This is a genomic window from Novosphingobium sp. BL-S-34 (genome assembly GCF_056857015.1).
The window spans coordinates 617,361-636,341 of record NZ_CM166472.1 but is presented as its reverse complement, the minus strand read 5'-3'; the positions used below and the strand labels follow the sequence as shown (position 1 = coordinate 636,341).

The following is an 18,981-nucleotide window of genomic DNA, read 5'->3' as shown; positions in this document are numbered from 1 at the left end:
GTGAGTGAGGTCGCCGTGACCGATCCGATCCTTTCCGAAGGCCTCGCCCGCATAGCCGAGGAAATCGACGGCGCCTTCGATGCGCTGCTGCCGGTTCCCGACGATGCCCGGGCACGGCTGGTGGAGGCCATGCGCTACGCCGCGATCGGCGGCGGCAAGCGTTTGCGGCCGCTGCTGCTGGCCGGAGTCGCGGAAATGTACGGCGTCGTGCGCGAGGCGGCGATTCGCGCAGCCATCGCCATCGAATCGATCCACGTCTATTCGCTGATCCATGATGACCTGCCGTGCATGGACGATGACGCCCTGCGCCACGGCAAGCCCACGCTTCATCTCGCCTTCGACGAGGCCACGGCCGTGCTGGCGGGCGACTCGCTCCATGCCTTCGCTTTCGAGGTGCTGGGCGATCCGGCCACGAGCGCGGATCCCTTCACCCGCATCGAACTCGTGCAGGCGCTGGGTCATGCCAGCGGTGCGCAGGGCATGGCCGGCGGGCAGATGATGGACCTCGTGGCCGAGACCAGCGAATTCGACCTCCAGACCGTCACGCGGCTGCAGCAGCTCAAGACCGGCGCGCTGCTGGGCGCGGCGGTGGAGATGGGTGCTATCCTCGGGCGCCTGCCGCCGGAAGGTCGCGCCCACTTGCGCGGCTACGCGCGGGACATCGGCCTCGCCTTCCAGATCGCGGACGACCTCATCGATCATGAGGGCGACGCTTCCGTCGCCGGCAAGGCCGTGGGCAAGGACGCCACGGCGGGCAAGGAGACGTTCGTCTCGCTGCTCGGCCCGGATCGCGCCCGCGAACAGGCCCGCATGCTGGTCGAACAGGCTATCGGCCACCTGGCGCAGCACGGCAAGGAAGCCGACCTGCTGCGTGCCGTGGCGCGCTATATCATCGAGAGGGATCATTGATGAGCCTTGGTGAACGTATCGGGGTCTATCCCGGCACTTTCGATCCCATCACGCTGGGCCATGCTGATATCATCCGGCGCGGCGCCAAGCTGGTCGATCGCCTGATTATCGGCGTGACGACAAACCCTTCGAAGAATCCGCTGTTCACGCCCGAAGAACGCATGGCCATGGTCGAGCGCGAAGTGGCGGCGCTGGGGATCGAGAACGTCACCGTGGTAGGCTTCAACGCGTTGCTGATGAAGTTCGCGCAGAAGCAGGGGGCCAGCGTCATCGTGAGGGGGCTGCGCGCCGTCGCGGACTTCGAGTACGAGTACCAGATGGCGGGCATGAACCAGCAGCTCAATCCTTCCATCGAGACGGTGTTCCTGATGGCGGACGTCAGCCTCCAGCCGATCGCCTCCAAGCTGGTCAAGGAAATCGCCATGTTCGGCGGGGAAATCGCCAAGTTCGTGAGCCCCGCCGTGCGCGAGGACGTGATGGCGAGAGTCTCCCGCAACGGTCTCCTCGGCGACTACTGAGAACCTCGCAGAACCCTCCACGCGGTCCTTGCGACAAATTCATTCATTGTCACGTCAGCAGCGGGGCACTATCGCCCCTGGCCTGAACGGCTTCCTTCCTGTGAGTATTCGATGACGTTTCGCCTGACCCTTACCGCGACGATGATCGGCCTGGCGCTGGCGGCTACGCCTGCTCTGGCCAAGAAGAAGGAAGATCCGACCCCGACGCCGCCGGTGGCAGCGCTGCCCACTTTCGTCGATCCCGACGTCACGCACCAGCCCGAGAACGTGCTCCTGCTCGATCTCTCGGACGGCGGCCGCGTCGCCATTCGGCTCATGCCGGAATGGGCGCCGCATCACGTCGAGCGGGTCAAGACGCTGGCGGCGCAGGGCTTCTACAACGGTCAGATATTCCACCGCGTGATCGACGGCTTCATGGCGCAGACCGGTGATCCGACGGGCACCGGGCAGGGCGGCTCGCAGCTTCCGGACCTCACCGCCGAATTCAACGCGATGCCGCATGTTCGCGGCACCGTCTCGATGGCCCGCACCAACGAGCCGAACAGCGCCAACAGCCAGTTCTTCATCGTGTTCTACCCGCGCTTCTCGCTGGACCGTAAGTACACGAACTTCGGCCGCGTGATTTCGGGCATGCAGTACGTCGACGCGATCCAGCGCGGCGAGCCGCCGCAGAACCCGACGAAGATCGTCCAGGCTTCGCTGGCTTCCGAGCACAAGGCACCGCCGCCGGTTGCTCCGGTCGCCCCGGCGCCGCAGTCGATCACGGCCGACCAGCTCAGCAAGTCGAAGTCGAACTGACCTGACGCGAAAAATGGATGACGCCGCGTGTGAGCGCCCCTAGAGGGCGCTCCATGCGCGTTGACCTTTTCGACTTCGACCTTCCGCCTGAGAATATCGCCCTGCGTCCTGCACGTCCTCGCGATTCGGCGCGGATGCTGGTGGTGCAGGGGCGCGCTGCAGGCCCGATGGTCGAACGCGTCGTGCGCGATCTTCCCGGCGAACTGCAGGCCGGCGACGTCCTGGTCTTCAACGACACCCGCGTCATTCCCGCCCAGCTCGAAGGGCGCCGCGGAGAAGCGCGGATCGGCGCCACCCTGCACAAGCGCATGGACTTGCGCCGCTGGCAGGCTTTCGTCCGCAATGCCAAGCGCCTGAAGGCCGGCGACCGCATCGAATTTCCTGCCGACGTCACGGCACTTGCCGAAGAACGGCACGATGACGGCAGCTGGACCTTGCACTTCGAAGGCGACGAGCCCGTCGAAGTCCTGCTCGAAAGGGCAGGGCGCATGCCGCTGCCGCCCTATATAGCCGGCAAGCGCGAGACCGACGAGCAGGACGCCAGCGACTACCAGACCATGTTCGCGCGCGAAAAGGGCGCCGTAGCGGCGCCCACCGCGGCGCTGCATTTCACGCCCGAACTCATCGAGCGGCTGGACGCGGCAGGCGTGAAGCGCGAGACGCTCACGCTCCATGTCGGCGCAGGCACCTTCCTCCCGGTCAAGGCCGAGGAGACCGCGGACCACCGCATGCATGCCGAATGGGGCCGGATCGACGCAGAGACTGCGAACCGTCTCAACGCCGCGCGCGCGGCGGGCGGCCGGGTCATCGCGGTCGGCACCACCAGCCTGCGCCTGCTCGAAAGCGCGACCGGGGAGGACGATGTGATTCGTCCCTTCGAAGGCGATACCGCGATCTTCATCACCCCGGGCTACCGCTTCAAGGCGATCGACGGGCTGATGACCAACTTCCACTTGCCGAAGTCCACGCTGTTCATGCTGGTCTCGGCGCTGATGGGACTGGAGCGGATGCAGGAAGTCTACGCCCATGCCATCGGTGAGGGTTACCGCTTCTATTCCTACGGAGATTCCAGTCTACTTTTACCCTGAGGGGACTTGGAACTGTCACCGGTTTCGCGCATCACGCGCTCCATGGAACCCATTCTCGAAATCAGCGGCCTGACCAAGACTTACGCCGGGGGCTTCACCGCGCTCCAGGGCGTGGACCTCACGATCAACAAGGGCGAGATCTTCGCACTGCTCGGCCCCAATGGTGCCGGCAAGACCACGCTGATCGGCGCCGTCTGCGGCCTGGTCCGACCGAGCAGCGGGACGATCCGCGCTTTTGGAGAGGACATGACTCACGGCTGGCGCGCACTGCGTGCCCGCATCGGTCTGGTGCCGCAGGAACTGGCGACCGACATGTTCGAGACGGTCCTCCATTCCGTCAACTATTCGCGCGGGTTGTTCGGGCTGGCGCCCGATGCCGCGCGGATCGAGGAAATCTTGCGCGCGCTCAGCCTGTGGGACAAGCGCAAGTCGCAGATCCGCGCGCTTTCCGGCGGCATGAAGCGGCGCGTGCTGATCGCCAAGGCGCTGGCGCACGAACCGGACCTGCTGTTCCTGGACGAGCCGACCGCCGGCGTCGACGTGGAACTGCGACGCGACATGTGGGCGCAGATCGCCCAACTCCGTGACCGCGGCACCACGATCATCCTCACCACGCACTATATCGAAGAGGCCGAGGAGATGGCCGACCGCGTCGGGATCATCCAGGCCGGCAGCATCCGCATGGTCGAGGACACCCGCTCGCTGATGAAGCGGCTGGGCCGTACCGAGGCGCATATCGGCCTTCCCGTGCCGCTGCCCGCCATTCCCGCGGCCCTGGCGGACTACAATCTCACGCTCGCGGACGACGGGCTGGAACTGGTCTATCGCGGCGGCGACGGTTCGGGCGGCGGCAAGGCGCAAGTGGCGCAGCTGACCAAGGACCTCGTCGCGAACGGCATCGACTATACCGCCATCGACATTCGCGAATCGAGCCTCGAAGACATCTTCGTCGACCTTCTGGAAGGAGCGGCGGCATGATCGCCTTCAACGCACGCAGCACCTGGACCATCTACAAGCGCGAGGTCATGCGGGCCCTGCGCACGGCCATGCAGTCGATCCTCGGGCCGGTGCTGACGACCGTGCTCTACTTCGTCGTGTTCGGCGCGGCGATCGGCAGCAAGATGGATTCGGGCATGGCCGGGGTGAACTACGGCGCCTTCATCGTGCCGGGCCTGCTGCTGCTGACCCTGCTCAGCGAAAGCACCTCGAACGGTAGCTTCGGCATCTACATGCCGCGCTTCACCGGCGCGATCTACGAGCTGCTTTCGGCGCCCGTCGGCGTGGCCGAGACGCTGATCGGCTTCGTGGGTGCAGCGGCCACCAAGTCGCTGATCCTGGCGGCTATCATCCTGACCACCGCCACGTTCTTCGTCGACTATACGGTGGCCCATCCGTTCTATGCGCTGGGCTTCATCCTGCTGGTTTCGGCGAGCTTCTCGCTGTTCGGCTTCATCCTGGGCATCTGGGCGGACAGTTTCGAAAAGCTGGGCATCGTTCCGGTGCTGTTCATCGTGCCGCTGACATTCCTGGGCGGCACCTTCTACTCCATCGACCTGCTCCCCGAGCCCTGGCGGTCTGTGGCGATGGCAAATCCGGTCGTCTATCTGGTCAACGGACTGCGCTGGTGCTTCTATGGCAGTTCCGATTTCCCGATCGGCCTGTCGCTGGGCATGACGCTGGGCTTCCTGGCGCTGTGCATCAGCTTCATCGCCTGGATCTTCCGCACGGGGTGGCGCCTGCGCGCCTGAATCGGTAATATCGTGACATGACAATGCGTTCGGCTGTTTGTTTTAGTGTGCCTGCTCTGTTCATCGCCGTCTCGGCGCAGGCCCAGGAACCCCTGTCGGTTCAGTTTCAGCCCTATCATTTCGAGACTTTCCCCGAGCTGGAACTGGTGCCGCTGTTCCCCGTCGAGGAACTGCCGGTGCGCCTCGAACTGCCGGACTATGTCGCTCCGCCGCCTTACATCGCCGCGTCGCCGCCGCGCCTGCCGGGCAATGTGAAATCGATGCTCGAAGCGGCGGTCAAGACCAAGGATTCCGCCGTCGTCGGTGCCGTGGTGAAGGCCGCGCTCTCCACGCAGCCTTATGACAAGGACGAGATCCGCGCGATCCACCAGGCGTTCCTGGATGCGAACGCCCAGGAGATCGCGGACAAGGCGAACGCTGAAAGGGAGCGCATCCGCCGCGCCGCGCTGCTGGAGCTGTGGACGGGCAAAGTCGAACTCGGTGCCTTCCGCGCAACCGGCAATACCAGCAATTTCGGCTATACCGGCGCGGTCAAGCTCGACCGCAAGGGCCTCAACTGGCAGCACACCGTGCAGCTCAATGCCGATTATCAGAAGGACCGCGGGGTCGTTTCGCGCGAACAGTACGGGGCCAGCTACCAGCCGCGCTACACACTGAACGACGGCCTCTTCACATATGGCCGCGTGCAATACGAAAAGGACCGGATCCAGGGCTTCCTCGACCGTTACTCGCTGTCCGGCGGTCTCGGCTACCGCGTCCTGAAGCGCGACAATGTGACGCTCTCGCTGGAAGTCGGACCGGCGCTTCGCCGCACGCGCTACGTAACCGTGCCGCAGGAAACGACATGGTCGGGACTGACATCGATCGATTTCGACTGGCAGGTCGGGCCGACGATCAAGCTGACACAAGATGCCTCGTCCTACATCGAGACCGGCAACAGTACCTTCACATCGGCCACCGGCCTCGAAGCCGGCATGGCCAAAGGGCTGAAGGCGCGGATGTCCTATTCGATCGAGCATGAAACCTCGCCGCCGGACGGATCGCTGCGGACCGACACCATCTCGCGCTTCTCACTGGTCTACGGCTTCTGAAGGCTGTAACGGGCGGCGCATGAACCCCCGTTTCGAATTCTCCATCCACGCCACCGACGGCAAGGCCCGCACCGGCGTCATCAAGATGCGTCGCGGCGAAATCCGCACGCCCGCCTTCATGCCGGTGGGTACCGCTGCCACCGTGAAGGCGATGAAGCCGCAGGACGTGCGCGCCACCGGCGCCGACATCATCCTGGGCAATACCTACCACCTCATGCTGCGCCCCGGCGCCGAGCGCGTCGCGCGGCTTGGCGGATTGCACAAGTTCATGAACTGGGATCGCCCGATCCTGACGGACAGCGGCGGCTATCAGGTCATGAGCCTCTCGGATCTGCGCAAGATCACGGAGAACGGCGTGACCTTCGCTAGCCACCTCGACGGATCGCGCCACTTGCTGACGCCCGAGCGCTCGATGGAGATCCAGCGTCTGCTCGGCTCGGATATCGTCATGTGCTTCGACGAGTGCCCGAAGATCGACCAGCCGCGCGACGTGATCGCGCGCTCGATGGAAATGTCGATGCGCTGGGCGAAGCGCAGCCGCGACGGTTTCGACAGCGGCGGCGAACATGCGGCCAATTCGGCGCTGTTCGGCATCCAGCAGGGCGCGCTCGACGAAGGTCTGCGCAAGGCGAGCGCCGATGCGCTCACCGACATCGGCTTCGACGGCTATGCCATCGGCGGTCTTGCCGTGGGCGAAGGGCAGGAGGCGATGTTCGCCACACTCGAATTCGCACCGGGCCAGCTTCCCGCCGACCGCCCGCGTTACCTCATGGGCGTGGGCAAGCCAGACGATCTGGTGGGCGCCGTGGAGCGCGGGGTCGACATGTTCGATTGCGTCCTGCCCAGCCGCTCGGGGCGCAATGGCCAGGCCTTCACTTGGAACGGCCCGCTGAACTTGCGCAATGCCCGCCATGCTGAGGACAACAATCCGCTGGACGAGCGCTGCAAGTGCCCGACTTGCGGGACCTACAGCCGGGCCTACCTCTACCACCTCGTCAAGTCCGGCGAGATCCTCGGCGCCATGTTGATGACCGAGCACAATATCTCGTTCTACCAGCAGCTCATGCAGGGCATGCGCGAGGCCATCGCCGCAGGCACTTTCGCGCAGTTCGCGGCCGATTTCCGCCGCGATTATTTCGGCGGACGCGACGGGTAGCCTGAAAGGGGCGTGCCGGTCTCCTTCCGGCATGATGGGAGCTTGGGGCGAGGCGGAGGTGATGTTCGGGGCTAATCCTAAGAGGCCAGCCCAATTCGTCGCTCTCCTAAGCCGCCACACATCCTTCGTCATTGCGAGCGTAGCGAAGCAATCCAGAGTCGCGTAGAGCCGCCCCTGGATTGCTTCGCTACGCTCGCAATGACGATGTGTATTGGGCAACCGACGACGATGTGTATTTGGCAACCGACATAGTATCAGCAGGCGCCATCACATTTTGCGAAGATCGCATCGCGTTGGCAGACGGCGGTGCGTTGGTGGCGCATCGCGCGGACGCGGCTTCGAGTATCCGGAATAACCCGGCGCTACCGATCCAAGGCTGTCAGCGAGGCCCAAAGGCCCGCATACTCACCGCCCTGGATCAGGCGGGCTCCAATCCTTCTTCCAGATCTTCGTGGAGCGCGCCGATCTCTAGCTTGGTGCCGACGTACGTCACAAAGCGTCCGGTTCTGGAATCGAGGAATCCGGCACCGATCTCGGCCGCGAACTGCTTGGCGGTTTCGAGGTCGGGGTACCATTTGCCAGTGCGATTGGGAGTGATGAAACGATATCGGGACATGATGCAGGTCTAATGCACAAGTTCCATGTCCGTTCCCTGACAGAACCAACGATTCGGCGCGGTTTTTCAGCGTTTTGGCGCAGCAAAAATAAGACTGCGCAGGGCAACAAAAAGGGCGGCTCCGCGAGGGAGCCGCCCTTCCTATTTCTGGCCGATAGGCCCGAAACTTAGCGCGAGTAGAACTCGACGACCAGGTTCGGTTCCATCTTCACCGGATAGGGCACTTCGTCCAGCGAGGGAACGCGAACGAAGGTCACCTTGTCGGTGCCGTCCTGAGCGACGTAGTCGGGGACTTCACGCTCGGGCAGGTTCTGGGCTTCGATGATCAGCGCCATTTCCTTGGCCTTGTTGCCCAGGCTGATGACGTCGCCGACCTTCACGCGACGCGAAGCGATGTTGCACTTCACGCCGTTGACGCGGATGTGGCCGTGCGAAACGATCTGGCGAGCCGCAAAGATGGTGGGCGCGAACTTCGAACGGTACACGACCATGTCCAGGCGCTGCTCGAGCAGGCCGATCAGGTTCTGGCCGGTGTCGCCCTTCATGCGCGAGGCTTCCTGGTAGGTAGCCTTGAACTGCTTCTCGGTCACGTCGCCGTAGTAGCCCTTGAGCTTCTGCTTGGCGCGGAGCTGCAGACCGTAGTCAGACAGCTTGCCCTTGCGGCGCTGGCCGTGCTGGCCAGGGCCGTAGCTGCGGCGGTTGACCGAGCTCTTCGGGCGACCCCAGATGTTCTCGCCCATGCGGCGGTCGAGTTTGTACTTGGCGCTTTTACGCTTCGACATAAGTCGTTCTCCTTTTCTGCTGCCGCTGCCACGGTGGAAGCGGTCCATGTTTTCCCGGGGCGCACCATTCCGCCTAATATGCGGAATGCGGCCGCCGCTTCACCGGGGTGCGGGGCCGAATGGACAGACCTGTCAAGAAGGCAGGCGCCATGTGAAGGGGTGCCCCATACGGGCTCGGGCAGGAATGTCAAGCGAGATGGCGTTTTTGGACAATCCGCAGCAGCGGTGCCGCTACCCGGCGACAGCCGGGCAAAAAATCAATCTCGCGGGCGACGCTTGTTTCCGAGGGCAGAGAGCACACCGCGAAGGGTGCGCACTTCGAGGTGATTCCAGCCCGGCTTCGTGAGAAGATTGCGCAAGGTCAGCCGGTTGGCCGCCGCACGCGTTTCGGGCCAGAAATAGTTCTTGGGTTCGAGCAATTGCTCGAAGTGGCCGATGAGGCCTTCCAATTCGTCTTGCGGGGCAGGGGGAAGCAATTCCTCCTGCGTGGGCTGCGCGAGTTCGCCGGACGCCGCGGCGCCCTTCGACCATTCGTAAGCGCAGAGAATTACCGCCTGCGCCAGGTTGAGCGAGGCGAATTCGGGATTGATCGGCACCGTCAGGATCGCGCGGGCGAGCGCGACGTCCTCGGTCTCCAGGCCCGAACGCTCCGGCCCGAAGACATAGGCCGAGCGGGCGCCGGTGGCTTCCGCTGCGGCGTGGATTTCACGCGCGGCCTGCTCGGGGGTGACGACGGGCTTGGTGACGCCGCGCTTGCGCACGGTGGTGGCGTAGACATTGGCGCAGTCTGCCACGCCTTCGGCCAGCGTCTCGAAGACTTCCGCCTGCTCCAGGACGACGTCGGCGCCTGCCGCAGCCGGACCGGCCGAGGGATTGGGCCACCCGTCGCGCGGGGAGACGAGACGCATTTCCACGAGGCCGAAATTCAGCATGGCGCGCGCGGCCTTGCCGATGTTCTCGCCCAGTTGCGGGCGGACCAGCACGACGACCGGCTTGTTCACGTCAGTCATTCTTGCTGCCTTCCATGGCGCCCGGACCCGCGACATCGCGGACTGTTCCGGCAAATTCCTCGAAGTCACGCGCTTCGTTGAAGGCGCGGTAGACCGAGGCGAAGCGGATATAGGCAACGGAATCGAGCTGGCGCAGGCCTTCCATCACCATTTCCCCGATCTCGCGCGAGGATACTTCCGATTCCCCCAGGGTCTCGACCTGGCGCTGCACGCCGGAGACCAGTTGGTCGATCTTCTCGCGCTCGATACCGCGCTTGCGGCAGGCGAGCGTGGCCGACTGCTCGATCTTCGCGCGGTCGAACGGCTCGCGGGTGTCGTCGCTTTTCACCACGGTGATTTCGCGAAGCTGCACGCGTTCGAATGTGGTGAACCGCGCGCCGCAGCTGGAACACTGGCGGCGGCGGCGGATCGCGGTATTGTCCTCGGTCGGGCGGCTGTCCTTGACCTGGGAATCGTCGTGAGCGCAAAAAGGACAGCGCATTCAGTCAGCTACTTTCAAAACTTGAGAGACTTTCAGGGGCGCACGCGCTTGTAGAACTGGTATCCCGCACCGACCGCAAGGCCGAGCGGGATAGACACGAACGGCAGCACGGCGGCCGCGACCGCACCCGCCGCGCCCCAGATCAAGACCGGCTTGGTGGAGGGATGGCCCATGCCATCCTGAAGCATTCCGGCCAGCTCATGGCGGGCGTCGGACATGAAATCACCGGTGTCGTTGGGGCGGTTCGGGTCGGTCATGGCACTGGGGCTCCTGAAATCAGTCCTCGTAGATCGGGAATCGATCGCACAGCGCTTCAACGCGCGCACGCACGTTCTGCTCCACCTGAGCGTCGCCCGCTTCGCCGCACTTGGCAAGGCCGTCGAGCACGTCGGCGACCATGTTGCCGATTTCGCGGAATTCTTCCGGGCCGAAACCGCGCGTGGTGCCGGCCGGCGAACCGACGCGGATGCCGCTGGTCTTCATCGGCGGCAGCGGATCGAAGGGGATGCCGTTCTTGTTGCAGGTGATGCCCGCACGTTCCAGCGCCTCGTCCGCGTCCTTGCCGGTCACGCCGAGCGGCGAGAGGTCGATCAGGGCGAGGTGCGTGTCGGTGCCGCCGGAGACGATCGCTGCGCCGCGTTCCTTCAGCGTTGCGGCGAGTACCTGGGCGTTCTCGATCACGCGCGCGGCGTAGTCCTTGAACTCAGGGCGCAGCGCTTCACCGAAGGCCACGGCCTTGGCGGCGACGACGTGCATCAGCGGGCCGCCCTGAAGGCCGGGGAACACTGCCGAGTTGATCTTCTTGGCGAGCGCCTCGTCATTGGTGAGGATCATGCCGCCACGGGGGCCGCGCAGCGTCTTGTGCGTGGTGGTGGTGGCGATGTGCGCGTGCGGGAACGGCGAGGGGTGCAGGCCAGCGGCGACGAGGCCGGCGAAGTGCGCCATGTCGACCTGGAACAGCGCGCCCACGGCGTCGGCGATTTCGCGCATGCGCTTGAAGTCGATCACGCGCGGATAGGCGGAGCCGCCGGCGATGATCAGCTTGGGCTGGTGCTCCTTGGCCAGGGCCTCGACCTCATCGTAGTCGATCAGGTGGGTGTCCTTGGTCACGCCGTACTGCACGGCCTTGAACCACTTGCCCGAAAGCGCGGCGCGCGCGCCGTGGGTGAGGTGGCCGCCGGCATCGAGGCTCATGCCCATGATGGTGTCGCCCGGCTTCACGGTGGCGAGGAGAACCGCGCCGTTGGCCTGCGCGCCCGAGTGAGGCTGGACGTTAGCGAACTGGCAGTCGAACAGCTGCTTGGCGCGTTCGATGGCGAGCGTCTCGACTTCGTCCGAAGGCTCGCAACCCTGGTAGTAGCGCTTGCCGGGGTAGCCTTCGGCGTACTTGTTGGTCAGCACCGAGCCCTGGGCTTCCAGCACGGCCTTGGAAACGATGTTTTCCGAGGCGATCAGTTCGATCTGCTTGCGCTCGCGGCTGAGTTCGTGGCCGATGGCCTTGGCGACGGCGGGGTCGCTCTGGGCAACGCCGTCAGTGAAGAAACCGGCGGAACGGATGGCGGTATCTACAGTCATGTTCGGGTTTCTCCGTTTCAGAAGACGGGGTTGGAAAGCTTTTCGACGCGGCCCGCGTGGCGTCCGCCACCGAACTCGGCCGAAAGGAAGGCATCGAGGCAGGCCTTGGCCATGTCTTCGCCGGTCAGGCGCGCGCCCATGGCGATGACGTTGGCGTCATTGTGCTCACGCGCCAGCGCGGCGGAGAGCGGCTCGGATACGAGCGCGCAGCGGCATGCGGGATCGCGGTTCACGGCAATCGAGATGCCGATGCCCGAGCCGCAAAGCGCGACGCCGAACTGGACCGTACCGTCGGCAACGACGGAGGCCAGCTTGTAGCCGTAGTCGGGATAGTCGACACGGTCCGCGGTGTCCGGGCCGAGGTCGGCGACTTCGTGGCCTTGCTCGATAAGGTATTCACGCAGGGTCGCCTTGAGGTCGATGGCGGCGTGGTCTGAAGCAATCGCAATGCGCATGGGATCGGGCTGCCTGTCCTGATGCGGAGATTCGTTGCGCCTCCCCTTAGTCGTGACTTCGTCGCATTGCGAGTCTTGCGCGCGAACGGATTCGAAAGGGACTGGTTCCCCGTGAGGGAAGTGGCATTGTGCGCGGGGAATGTTACCGGAATTTCAGGAGGATCGCATGAAAAACGGCAAGTGGCTGATGGCGGCGATCCTTCTGGCCATCGTGCTCGCTATCCTGGGCACGACACCGCCGCGCCCCGCGCCGGTTTCCGCGCCGCCCGCGGAATTCTCGGCCATGCGGGCCATGGGCGATATCGAGCGCATTGCCCGCGCGCCGCATCCCAGCGGCTCGGACGAGCACGCGGCCTTGCGCGGTTATCTGATGCAGCGCCTGGGCGGATTGGGGCTGACCGTGCGTACGCAGGACGGGCAGTTTCCGGAAGGCGCGCGCGCGGCGCTCAACCGGCGCAGCGGGGCGAAGGCGCAGCGCATTCCGCTGGTCAATGTGCTGGGGCTGCTGCGCGGCAAGGAGCCGAATCTCCCGGCCGTGGCGCTGATGGCCCATTACGACAGCGTCTGGGGCTCTCCGGCAGCGGCGGACGACGGCGCGGGTGTGGCCTCGATTCTTGAAACGGTGCGCGCGCTTTCGCTCGATCGCGACCGGAAACGCGATGTGCTGGTGATCCTGACCGATGGCGAGGAAGCCGGGCTGAACGGGGCGAAGATGTTCTTTGCCGAGGCGGGCGAGGCAGGGCGGATCGGCGCGATCGTCAATCTGGAGACCCGCGGGGGCGGTGGGAAGGCCAATCTGTTCCAGACTTCTGCGCTGAACGGCGAAGCGGCGCGGATTTGGGCGGCTTCCGCGCCGCATCCGGCGGGCACTTCGCTGGCGACGTTCATCTACAGCATTCTGCCCAACGACACCGACCTGAGCGTCGCCCTGCCGCGCGGCTATGCCGCCTGGAACTTCGCCTTCATCGGCAGGCCCGGGCTCTATCACTCGCCGCTGGCGACTGCGCAGAACCTTGATCGCGGCGCGCTTCAGCAGATGGGCGAGCAGACCCTGGGACTGGCGCGCGCCTTGACGCAAACCTCGGAACTGCCGCGGGGGGCGCCGGACATCGTGTTCTTCGATGTCTTCGGCCTGTTCGTGTTCCACTATGCGCCGTGGTGGGGCTGGGCGATGCTGGCGGTGGCTTTCGCGGGCTATGGCATGATGGCCATGCGGCGGTTCGATCCTCCGACGCTGGCGGGCGGGGCAGTGCGGATGCTGGCGCTTGTCGTGCTCACCGGCGGGTTGCTCTGGGCGCTGAACCTGGTGTCCGGAGCGGACGGCCCGGTGAACTATTACGACCGGCTGGCGGCGATCCCGAGGCTTCAGGTGGTGGCCTTGTGCGGTTCGCTCGCGGTGGGGCTGGCGTTGCTCTGGCGGCGGCCCGATTCGGCATCGGGCGAAGTGGGGCTGGTCCTGCCGGTCTGGCTGGCCGGAGCGGCGTTCCAGGTTTTCGCGCCGACGGCGGCCTATGTCCTGACCGTGCCCTTGCTGCTGGGCGGTGTGGTCGCCTTGCTGCGAGGCGCGATGCCCAGGCGCGACCCGGTCCTTGCGAGCGTGATCGTTGCGGCGCTGGTGACAGGCTATGCGCTGCTCCTGGGCTATTCGCTGATGCAGGCGGTGGGGCCGGTCGTTCCGATGGTTTGCCTGGTGCCGCTGCTGATGGCGGTGCCGGTGCTCGTGCCGCTAAGGCGGCCGCTGCCGAAAGGGGCGGCGCGAGGGGCGGCCGCGGCGCTGCTGGTGCTGGCGATCGGGATCGCGCTCTGGGTGCGGTGGGACGCCCCGGCAGCAAGCGTGGCGGCCTACGACCAGGTTCGTAAGCTCGGGGTGAAGGGCTAAGGGTTATTCCGGATGAGGAAAGACTGTAGTCTTGCGATTACCGCAAGCTGCGGGCAGCCTCGTGGCGGTTTTGACCCGCAGAAGGGAGAGCGACCGTGAAGCGTATTGTGCTGTCGACATTGGGTATGGCCGGCATTCTGGTGATGGCGGGATGCATGGAGACCATGCCGGGACCGGACCGCCCCCATCGGCCGCCTCCGCCGCGCCCTGAGCAACCGGCGATGTGCACGCGGGAATATGCGCCGGTATGCGCGGTGAAGCGCGGTAAGCGCCAGACTTTCAACAATGCCTGCATGGCGCGGGCGAAGGGCTACGACGTGGTCGATCAGCGTCCTTGCGGACGATAGCCCGGCGGACGAAGACCGAAAAAAAAGCCCCGCTTCGGCGGGGCTTTTTCCTGAGATTTCGCTGCTTTCACTGATCGAGGAACGAGCGCATCTTGCGGCTGCGGCTCGGGTGCTTGAGCTTGCGCAGCGCCTTGGCCTCGATCTGGCGGATACGTTCGCGGGTAACCGAGAACTGCTGGCCGACTTCCTCAAGGGTGTGGTCGGTGTTCATGCCGATGCCGAAGCGCATGCGCAGCACGCGCTCCTCGCGCGGGGTCAGCGAGGCAAGGACGCGGGTGACCGTTTCCTTGAGGTTCGCCTGGATCGCCGCATCCACCGGGATGATCGCGTTCGTATCCTGGATGAAATCGCCGAGGTGCGAATCTTCCTCGTCGCCGATCGGCGTTTCAAGCGAGATCGGCTCCTTGGCGATCTTCATCACCTTGCGGACCTTTTCGAGCGGCATGGACAGGCGCTCGGCCATTTCCTCGGGCGTGGGCTCGCGGCCCTGCTCGTGAAGGAACTGGCGGCTGGTGCGGACCAGCTTGTTGATCGTCTCGATCATGTGCACCGGGATACGGATCGTGCGGGCCTGATCCGCGATCGAACGCGTGATCGCCTGACGGATCCACCAGGTGGCGTAGGTCGAGAACTTGTAGCCGCGGCGGTACTCGAACTTGTCGACCGCCTTCATCAGGCCGATGTTGCCCTCCTGGATGAGATCCAGGAACTGAAGGCCGCGGTTCGTGTACTTCTTGGCGATCGAGATCACCAGGCGCAGGTTCGCCTCGACCATTTCCTTCTTGGCGATGCGCGCCTCGCGCTCGCCCTTCTGGACCATGTTGACGATGCGGCGGAACTCGGGAAGCGCCATGCCGGTGGCGGCGGCGATGTCCGAGACTTCCGCGCGGATGCGCTCGACCGGATCGACTTCGGCCTCGGCGAAGGCCGCCCACTTCTTGTCCTTCTTGGCCATGTCGGTGAGCCAGGTGTCGTCCAGCTCGCGGCCGACATAAGTCTCAAGGAAATCGGCACGCTTGACCTTGTGACGCTCCGCCAAGCGCAGCATCTGGCCGCCCAGCGTGGTGAGGCGGCGGTTGAAGGCGTAGAGGTTGTCGACGAGATATTCGATCTTCGTCGCGTGGAACTTCACCGATTCGACCTGCGCGGTCAGGTCTTCGCGCAGCTGCTGGTACTGGTCTTCCTTGGCGGCCGGGAAGTCGATGCCCAGCGCCAGCGCGTCGAGACGCTCCGACTGGAGGCGCTCGAAGGCCTGGAACAGCTCGGTGATGAGCATGAACTTCTCAAGCGCTTCGGGCTTGAGGGCCGCTTCCATCTGGGCGAGGCTGAGGGTGTTGTCCTCTTCCTCTTCCTCGGCTTCGCGCTTGGGGATCGGGTTGCCGTCCTCGTCGACTTCGTCGCCGGACTCTTCCTCGACTTCGTCCTCGTCCTTGAACGAGGGGCCGGCGGTCTTTTCGCTGATCTCGCCGTCGTCGTCGCCTTCACCGTCCTCGGACAGGCTTTCCGGCGCGGGCTCCTTCGAGAGCATGGCGTCGAGATCGAGGATCTCGCGCAGCTGCATCTCGCCGTTGTTGAGCGCTTCGGACCACTGGATGATGGCGTGGAACGTGATCGGGCTCTCGCAGAGGCCCAGGATCATCATGTCGCGGCCGGCTTCGATCCGCTTGGCGATGGCGATTTCGCCCTCGCGGCTGAGCAGTTCGACGGCGCCCATCTCGCGCAGGTACATGCGCACGGGGTCGTCGGTGCGCTCGACCGTTTCCTTCTTCTTGGTATCGACCACCATGCGGGGCGAAACGTCGTCCGAATCGGACTCCTCGTTGTCGCGGTCGTCGTCTTCCTGCTGGCCTTCGGAATCTTCATCGCTCTCGACGATGTTGATGCCCATTTCGGAGATGGCCGCCATGATGTCCTCGATCTGTTCGGAGGACATCTGGTCTTGCGGGAGAGCTTCGTTCAGTTCGTCGTAAGTAATGACACCCCGGCGCTTGGCGCGGGCGATCAGCTTCTTGATCGCGCCTTCGTTCAGGTCGATCAGCGGTGCGTCGGTCCCGTCGTCGCCGCCGGTGTTGTCGTTCTTGCTCATTCTTCGCCGTTATCCCCGTGCATTCAACCCGATTATACCGTCAGGAAGAAGCCGCCTGTCTTGTCGCCATTTGCCTGAGCCGACTATCAAATTCCAGCTTTCTCTTGAGCAGGCGCTGCTGATCGGCAAATGCCTCTTCAGACAACTCGCTTTCGAACCTTGCCGTTGCCTGAGCCAATGCCGCATCCAGAACCGGACGCTCTACCAGGAGGTCTATTGCCTGGGCCAGATCCTCTGCCGCCTGGTCCGGGCCGGTATCGGTGTTCAGGAACCCGAAGCGCAATCCCGAGTATTCTGCGGTGCCGGGAATCTCCAGACCATTCTCGACCAATATGGTGGCGAGGTGGTCGCTTTCAAGCGCGCCGCTGGCCTGGCAGCAATCGAGCAGCAACCCGAAGCGCGGATCGAGCCCGGGGGTGCGGGCCAGTGCCTCGGCGTGGCGGCGAACCTGCGCAGGCCATTGAATAAGCCCGGCAAGCACTGCGGCCGAGAGCGCATCCCGCGCGCCTCCGCCGGTTGCCCGGCGCAGGCGTTCGAGCGATTCGGGGGTCGATTCGGCCTGGGGTTGCCAGCGGCCGTTCTGGAAGTTCCCACGACCGCCGCGCGGCTGGTTTGCACGGAATTGGCCGCCACCACCTCCGCCGCCACCCTGCTGCCAGCGGCTTTCACGCTTGGGAAAGGCGAATTCGGAATAGCGATCCTGCAATTCGCGCCGGTAGAGGCTGGCGATATCCGGGTGCTGAATCGCATCGACATGCGCCATCAGGCGGGCCTTGAGGCCGGCCTTGTCCTCGGGCGTGGTCAGCGGCTGCGCGTCGCGCTCCACTTCCCAGAGCACTTCGATCAGGCTTCTGGCCGCGCCGAGAATCTCTTCCATGGCCCGGGCGCCGCGCTGTTTGATGAGATCGTCCGGGTCGAGACCTTCGGGAAGGCGCACGATGCGCAGGGAATGGGCAGGGCGGAGCAGGGGCAGGGCGCGGGTGACGGCGCGCATCGCCGCGCGCTGGCCCGCCGCATCGCCGTCGAAGCAGAGCACGGGCATTTCGACATGGCGCCAGAGCATCTCGATCTGCTGCTCGGTCAGCGCCGTGCCCAGCGGGGCGACGCATTCGCCGATCCCGGCGGCCGCCATGGCGACCACGTCCATGTAGCCTTCCACCACCACCATCCGGCCCGACTGGCGCGCGGCAGGCGCGGCGCGGTGGAGGTTGTAAAGCGTGCGGCCCTTGTCGAAGAGGGGCGTGTCCGGGGAGTTCAGATACTTCGGGGCATCCGTTTTCTCCTTGGAGAGGATGCGCCCGCCGAAGGCGATGACGCGGCCGCGCGCGTCCTCGATCGGCAGCATGAGGCGGCCGCGGAAGCGGTCGTAGGGATCGCGGTTCTCAACTTCGATCCGCAGGCCCGCCTCGATCAGCATCGCTTCGGGGAACTTGCCCAGCGCTTCCTTCATCGCCTGCCGCCCCTCGGGCGCGAACCCGAAGCCGAAGCGCTGGAGGGTATGGGCATCGAAGCCACGCGTGCCGAGATAGGCGCGCGCCGCCTCTCCGCCGGGCGACGACAGGTTCTGCACGAACCAGGCTTGCGCGGCGGCCATCACGTCATGAAGCGTATCGCGCTTTTCCGCCGCTTTGGCTGCGCGCGGATCGGGAGCAGGGACGTCCATGCCCGCCTCGGCCGCCAGCTCCTTGACCGCGTCCATGAACGACAGGCCCTGATGGTCCGTCATCCAGCGGATCGCATCTCCATGTGCGCCGCAGCCAAAGCAGTGATAGAAGCCCTTTTCGTCGTTGACGGTGAAGCTTGGAGACTTCTCGTTATGAAACGGGCAGCAGGCCTTGAACTCGCGCCCCGCCTTCGTGAGGCGGGTCGAGCGACCGATCAGCGCAGACAGCGTTACCCGCGTGCGCAGTTGGTCGAGCCATTGGGGAGTAAGCACGGTCCTGCCGCCCGATTTCGTATCAGGTCAGGCCAGCGCCGCCTTCACCCAGCCCGAAGCCTTGCCCATGTCGAGCTGGGTGCCGTGGCGCGCCTTCAGCGCGGCGACGACCTTGCCCATGTCCTTCATGCTCTCGGCACCGACTTCGGCCTTGATGGCCTCGATCAGGGCCTTGGTCTCTTCCTCGGAGAGCTGCGCGGGCAGGAAGGTTTCGATCACTTCCAGTTCGGCCTTCTCGTCGGCGGCCTTTTCGGGACGGCCACCTTCCTCGAAGAGCTGGATCGATTCGCGGCGCTGCTTCACCATCTTCTGGAGCACGTCGATCACCATGGCATCGTCGTCCGGAAGAGAATCGGCGGTGCGCAGTTCGATGTCGCGGTCCTTGATCTTGGCAAGGATGAGGCGCACGGCGGCGAGACGCGGCTTGTCGCCCGTCTTCATCGCGGTGATCTGGGCGGCCTTGATCGAATCACGAAGCATTGTTTTCCTGCTGTTCTGATAGGTTT

At 64.9% G+C, this 18,981-nt stretch carries 20 protein-coding genes; 10 read left to right on the top strand and 10 right to left on the bottom strand.

Going from position 1 to position 18,981, the window contains the following annotated elements:
* The 8 genes from AC1VV3_RS02970 to tgt all read left to right on the top strand — a co-directional run bounded on the left by AC1VV3_RS02970 (position 1) and on the right by tgt (position 7,308).
* Entirely contained in the window at positions 1 to 909 is a 909-nt protein-coding gene (locus AC1VV3_RS02970) for a polyprenyl synthetase family protein (protein ID WP_132262930.1), read from the top strand.
* Positions 909 to 1,427 (top strand): pantetheine-phosphate adenylyltransferase, encoded by a 519-nt coding sequence (coaD, locus tag AC1VV3_RS02965; RefSeq protein WP_132262929.1) that lies wholly within the window; start codon positions 909 to 911, stop codon positions 1,425 to 1,427. Before AC1VV3_RS02970 ends, coaD begins: the two co-directional genes overlap by 1 nt.
* Before the next feature lie 111 nt (positions 1,428 to 1,538).
* A complete protein-coding gene (locus AC1VV3_RS02960; RefSeq protein WP_132262927.1) occupies positions 1,539 to 2,225 on the top strand; it encodes a peptidylprolyl isomerase in 687 nt (228 codons plus the stop codon).
* Positions 2,226 to 2,278: 53 nt separating this feature from the next.
* A complete protein-coding gene (queA, locus tag AC1VV3_RS02955; protein WP_431567451.1) occupies positions 2,279 to 3,313 on the top strand; it encodes a tRNA preQ1(34) S-adenosylmethionine ribosyltransferase-isomerase QueA in 1,035 nt (344 codons plus the stop codon).
* Positions 3,314 to 3,355: 42 nt separating this feature from the next.
* Complete coding sequence (locus AC1VV3_RS02950) at positions 3,356 to 4,291, top strand: ABC transporter ATP-binding protein (protein ID WP_132262923.1); 936 nt, start codon at positions 3,356 to 3,358, stop codon at positions 4,289 to 4,291.
* Positions 4,288 to 5,061, top strand: coding sequence for an ABC transporter permease (locus tag AC1VV3_RS02945; protein ID WP_132262921.1), 774 nt, complete (start codon positions 4,288 to 4,290; stop codon positions 5,059 to 5,061). The genes AC1VV3_RS02950 and AC1VV3_RS02945 overlap by 4 nt, the downstream gene beginning before the upstream one ends.
* Before the next feature lie 47 nt (positions 5,062 to 5,108).
* Positions 5,109 to 6,152, top strand: coding sequence for a DUF481 domain-containing protein (locus AC1VV3_RS02940; protein WP_431567452.1), 1,044 nt, complete (start codon positions 5,109 to 5,111; stop codon positions 6,150 to 6,152).
* A gap of 19 nt (positions 6,153 to 6,171) precedes the next feature.
* The gene (gene tgt / locus AC1VV3_RS02935) at positions 6,172 to 7,308 is read left to right on the top strand and encodes a tRNA guanosine(34) transglycosylase Tgt (RefSeq protein WP_431567453.1); all 1,137 of its coding nucleotides are present in this window, start codon (positions 6,172 to 6,174) and stop codon (positions 7,306 to 7,308) included.
* 418 nt (positions 7,309 to 7,726) lie between these two features.
* Here the strand turns inward: tgt and AC1VV3_RS02930 are convergent, their stop codons facing one another.
* The 7 genes from AC1VV3_RS02930 to rpiB form a co-directional block, all read right to left on the bottom strand.
* The gene (locus AC1VV3_RS02930) at positions 7,727 to 7,924 is read right to left on the bottom strand and encodes a hypothetical protein (RefSeq protein ID WP_134092953.1); all 198 of its coding nucleotides are present in this window, start codon (positions 7,922 to 7,924) and stop codon (positions 7,727 to 7,729) included.
* Positions 7,925 to 8,091: 167 nt separating this feature from the next.
* On the bottom strand, positions 8,092 to 8,706 hold the full coding sequence (gene rpsD, locus AC1VV3_RS02925; protein ID WP_021235709.1) for a 30S ribosomal protein S4: 615 nt from the start codon (positions 8,704 to 8,706) through the stop codon (positions 8,092 to 8,094).
* Positions 8,707 to 8,963: 257 nt separating this feature from the next.
* Positions 8,964 to 9,716, bottom strand: a complete 753-nt coding sequence (locus AC1VV3_RS02920) for an RNA methyltransferase (RefSeq protein WP_482961951.1) — start codon at positions 9,714 to 9,716, stop codon at positions 8,964 to 8,966.
* Positions 9,709 to 10,197, bottom strand: coding sequence for a transcriptional regulator NrdR (gene nrdR, locus AC1VV3_RS02915; RefSeq protein ID WP_132262913.1), 489 nt, complete (start codon positions 10,195 to 10,197; stop codon positions 9,709 to 9,711). The genes AC1VV3_RS02920 and nrdR overlap by 8 nt, the downstream gene beginning before the upstream one ends.
* Positions 10,198 to 10,229: 32 nt before the next feature.
* Positions 10,230 to 10,454 (bottom strand): hypothetical protein, encoded by a 225-nt coding sequence (locus AC1VV3_RS02910; protein WP_132262912.1) that lies wholly within the window; start codon positions 10,452 to 10,454, stop codon positions 10,230 to 10,232.
* 19 nt (positions 10,455 to 10,473) lie between these two features.
* The gene (glyA, locus tag AC1VV3_RS02905; RefSeq protein ID WP_431567455.1) at positions 10,474 to 11,772 is read right to left on the bottom strand and encodes a serine hydroxymethyltransferase; all 1,299 of its coding nucleotides are present in this window, start codon (positions 11,770 to 11,772) and stop codon (positions 10,474 to 10,476) included.
* Between the two features lie 17 nt (positions 11,773 to 11,789).
* A complete protein-coding gene (gene rpiB, locus AC1VV3_RS02900) occupies positions 11,790 to 12,227 on the bottom strand; it encodes a ribose 5-phosphate isomerase B (RefSeq protein WP_132262908.1) in 438 nt (145 codons plus the stop codon).
* A 166-nt stretch (positions 12,228 to 12,393) separates the two neighbouring features.
* Between rpiB and AC1VV3_RS02895 the strand changes: the two genes are divergently transcribed.
* The gene (locus AC1VV3_RS02895; protein WP_431567456.1) at positions 12,394 to 14,106 is read left to right on the top strand and encodes a M28 family peptidase; all 1,713 of its coding nucleotides are present in this window, start codon (positions 12,394 to 12,396) and stop codon (positions 14,104 to 14,106) included.
* Between the two features lie 95 nt (positions 14,107 to 14,201).
* Positions 14,202 to 14,453: a hypothetical protein gene (locus tag AC1VV3_RS02890; RefSeq protein WP_132262905.1), complete on the top strand. Its 252-nt coding sequence runs from the start codon at positions 14,202 to 14,204 to the stop codon at positions 14,451 to 14,453.
* 67 nt (positions 14,454 to 14,520) lie between these two features.
* Here the strand turns inward: AC1VV3_RS02890 and rpoD are convergent, their stop codons facing one another.
* The 3 genes from rpoD to AC1VV3_RS02875 are packed head-to-tail and all read right to left on the bottom strand — an operon-like array spanning position 14,521 to position 18,955.
* Complete coding sequence (rpoD, locus tag AC1VV3_RS02885; RefSeq protein WP_132262904.1) at positions 14,521 to 16,539, bottom strand: RNA polymerase sigma factor RpoD; 2,019 nt, start codon at positions 16,537 to 16,539, stop codon at positions 14,521 to 14,523.
* 40 nt (positions 16,540 to 16,579) lie between these two features.
* Complete coding sequence (dnaG, locus tag AC1VV3_RS02880; RefSeq protein ID WP_431568550.1) at positions 16,580 to 18,475, bottom strand: DNA primase; 1,896 nt, start codon at positions 18,473 to 18,475, stop codon at positions 16,580 to 16,582.
* Between the two features lie 27 nt (positions 18,476 to 18,502).
* Complete coding sequence (locus AC1VV3_RS02875) at positions 18,503 to 18,955, bottom strand: GatB/YqeY domain-containing protein (RefSeq protein ID WP_431568551.1); 453 nt, start codon at positions 18,953 to 18,955, stop codon at positions 18,503 to 18,505.
* Between the last annotated feature and the right edge of the window lie 26 nt (positions 18,956 to 18,981).

Coding starts and splice junctions, on each gene's coding strand:
- coaD (WP_132262929.1), top strand. CDS start 909: ATGAGCCTTGGTGAACGTATCGGGGTCTATCCCGGCACTTTCGATCCC.
- AC1VV3_RS02960 (WP_132262927.1), top strand. CDS start 1,539: ATGACGTTTCGCCTGACCCTTACCGCGACGATGATCGGCCTGGCGCTG.
- queA (WP_431567451.1), top strand. CDS start 2,279: ATGCGCGTTGACCTTTTCGACTTCGACCTTCCGCCTGAGAATATCGCC.
- AC1VV3_RS02950 (WP_132262923.1), top strand. CDS start 3,356: ATGGAACCCATTCTCGAAATCAGCGGCCTGACCAAGACTTACGCCGGG.
- AC1VV3_RS02945 (WP_132262921.1), top strand. CDS start 4,288: ATGATCGCCTTCAACGCACGCAGCACCTGGACCATCTACAAGCGCGAG.
- tgt (WP_431567453.1), top strand. CDS start 6,172: ATGAACCCCCGTTTCGAATTCTCCATCCACGCCACCGACGGCAAGGCC.
- AC1VV3_RS02930 (WP_134092953.1), bottom strand. CDS start 7,924: ATGTCCCGATATCGTTTCATCACTCCCAATCGCACTGGCAAATGGTAC.
- rpsD (WP_021235709.1), bottom strand. CDS start 8,706: ATGTCGAAGCGTAAAAGCGCCAAGTACAAACTCGACCGCCGCATGGGC.
- AC1VV3_RS02920 (WP_482961951.1), bottom strand. CDS start 9,716: ATGACTGACGTGAACAAGCCGGTCGTCGTGCTGGTCCGCCCGCAACTG.
- nrdR (WP_132262913.1), bottom strand. CDS start 10,197: ATGCGCTGTCCTTTTTGCGCTCACGACGATTCCCAGGTCAAGGACAGC.
- AC1VV3_RS02910 (WP_132262912.1), bottom strand. CDS start 10,454: ATGACCGACCCGAACCGCCCCAACGACACCGGTGATTTCATGTCCGAC.
- glyA (WP_431567455.1), bottom strand. CDS start 11,772: ATGACTGTAGATACCGCCATCCGTTCCGCCGGTTTCTTCACTGACGGC.
- rpiB (WP_132262908.1), bottom strand. CDS start 12,227: ATGCGCATTGCGATTGCTTCAGACCACGCCGCCATCGACCTCAAGGCG.
- AC1VV3_RS02895 (WP_431567456.1), top strand. CDS start 12,394: ATGAAAAACGGCAAGTGGCTGATGGCGGCGATCCTTCTGGCCATCGTG.
- rpoD (WP_132262904.1), bottom strand. CDS start 16,539: ATGAGCAAGAACGACAACACCGGCGGCGACGACGGGACCGACGCACCG.
- AC1VV3_RS02875 (WP_431568551.1), bottom strand. CDS start 18,955: ATGCTTCGTGATTCGATCAAGGCCGCCCAGATCACCGCGATGAAGACG.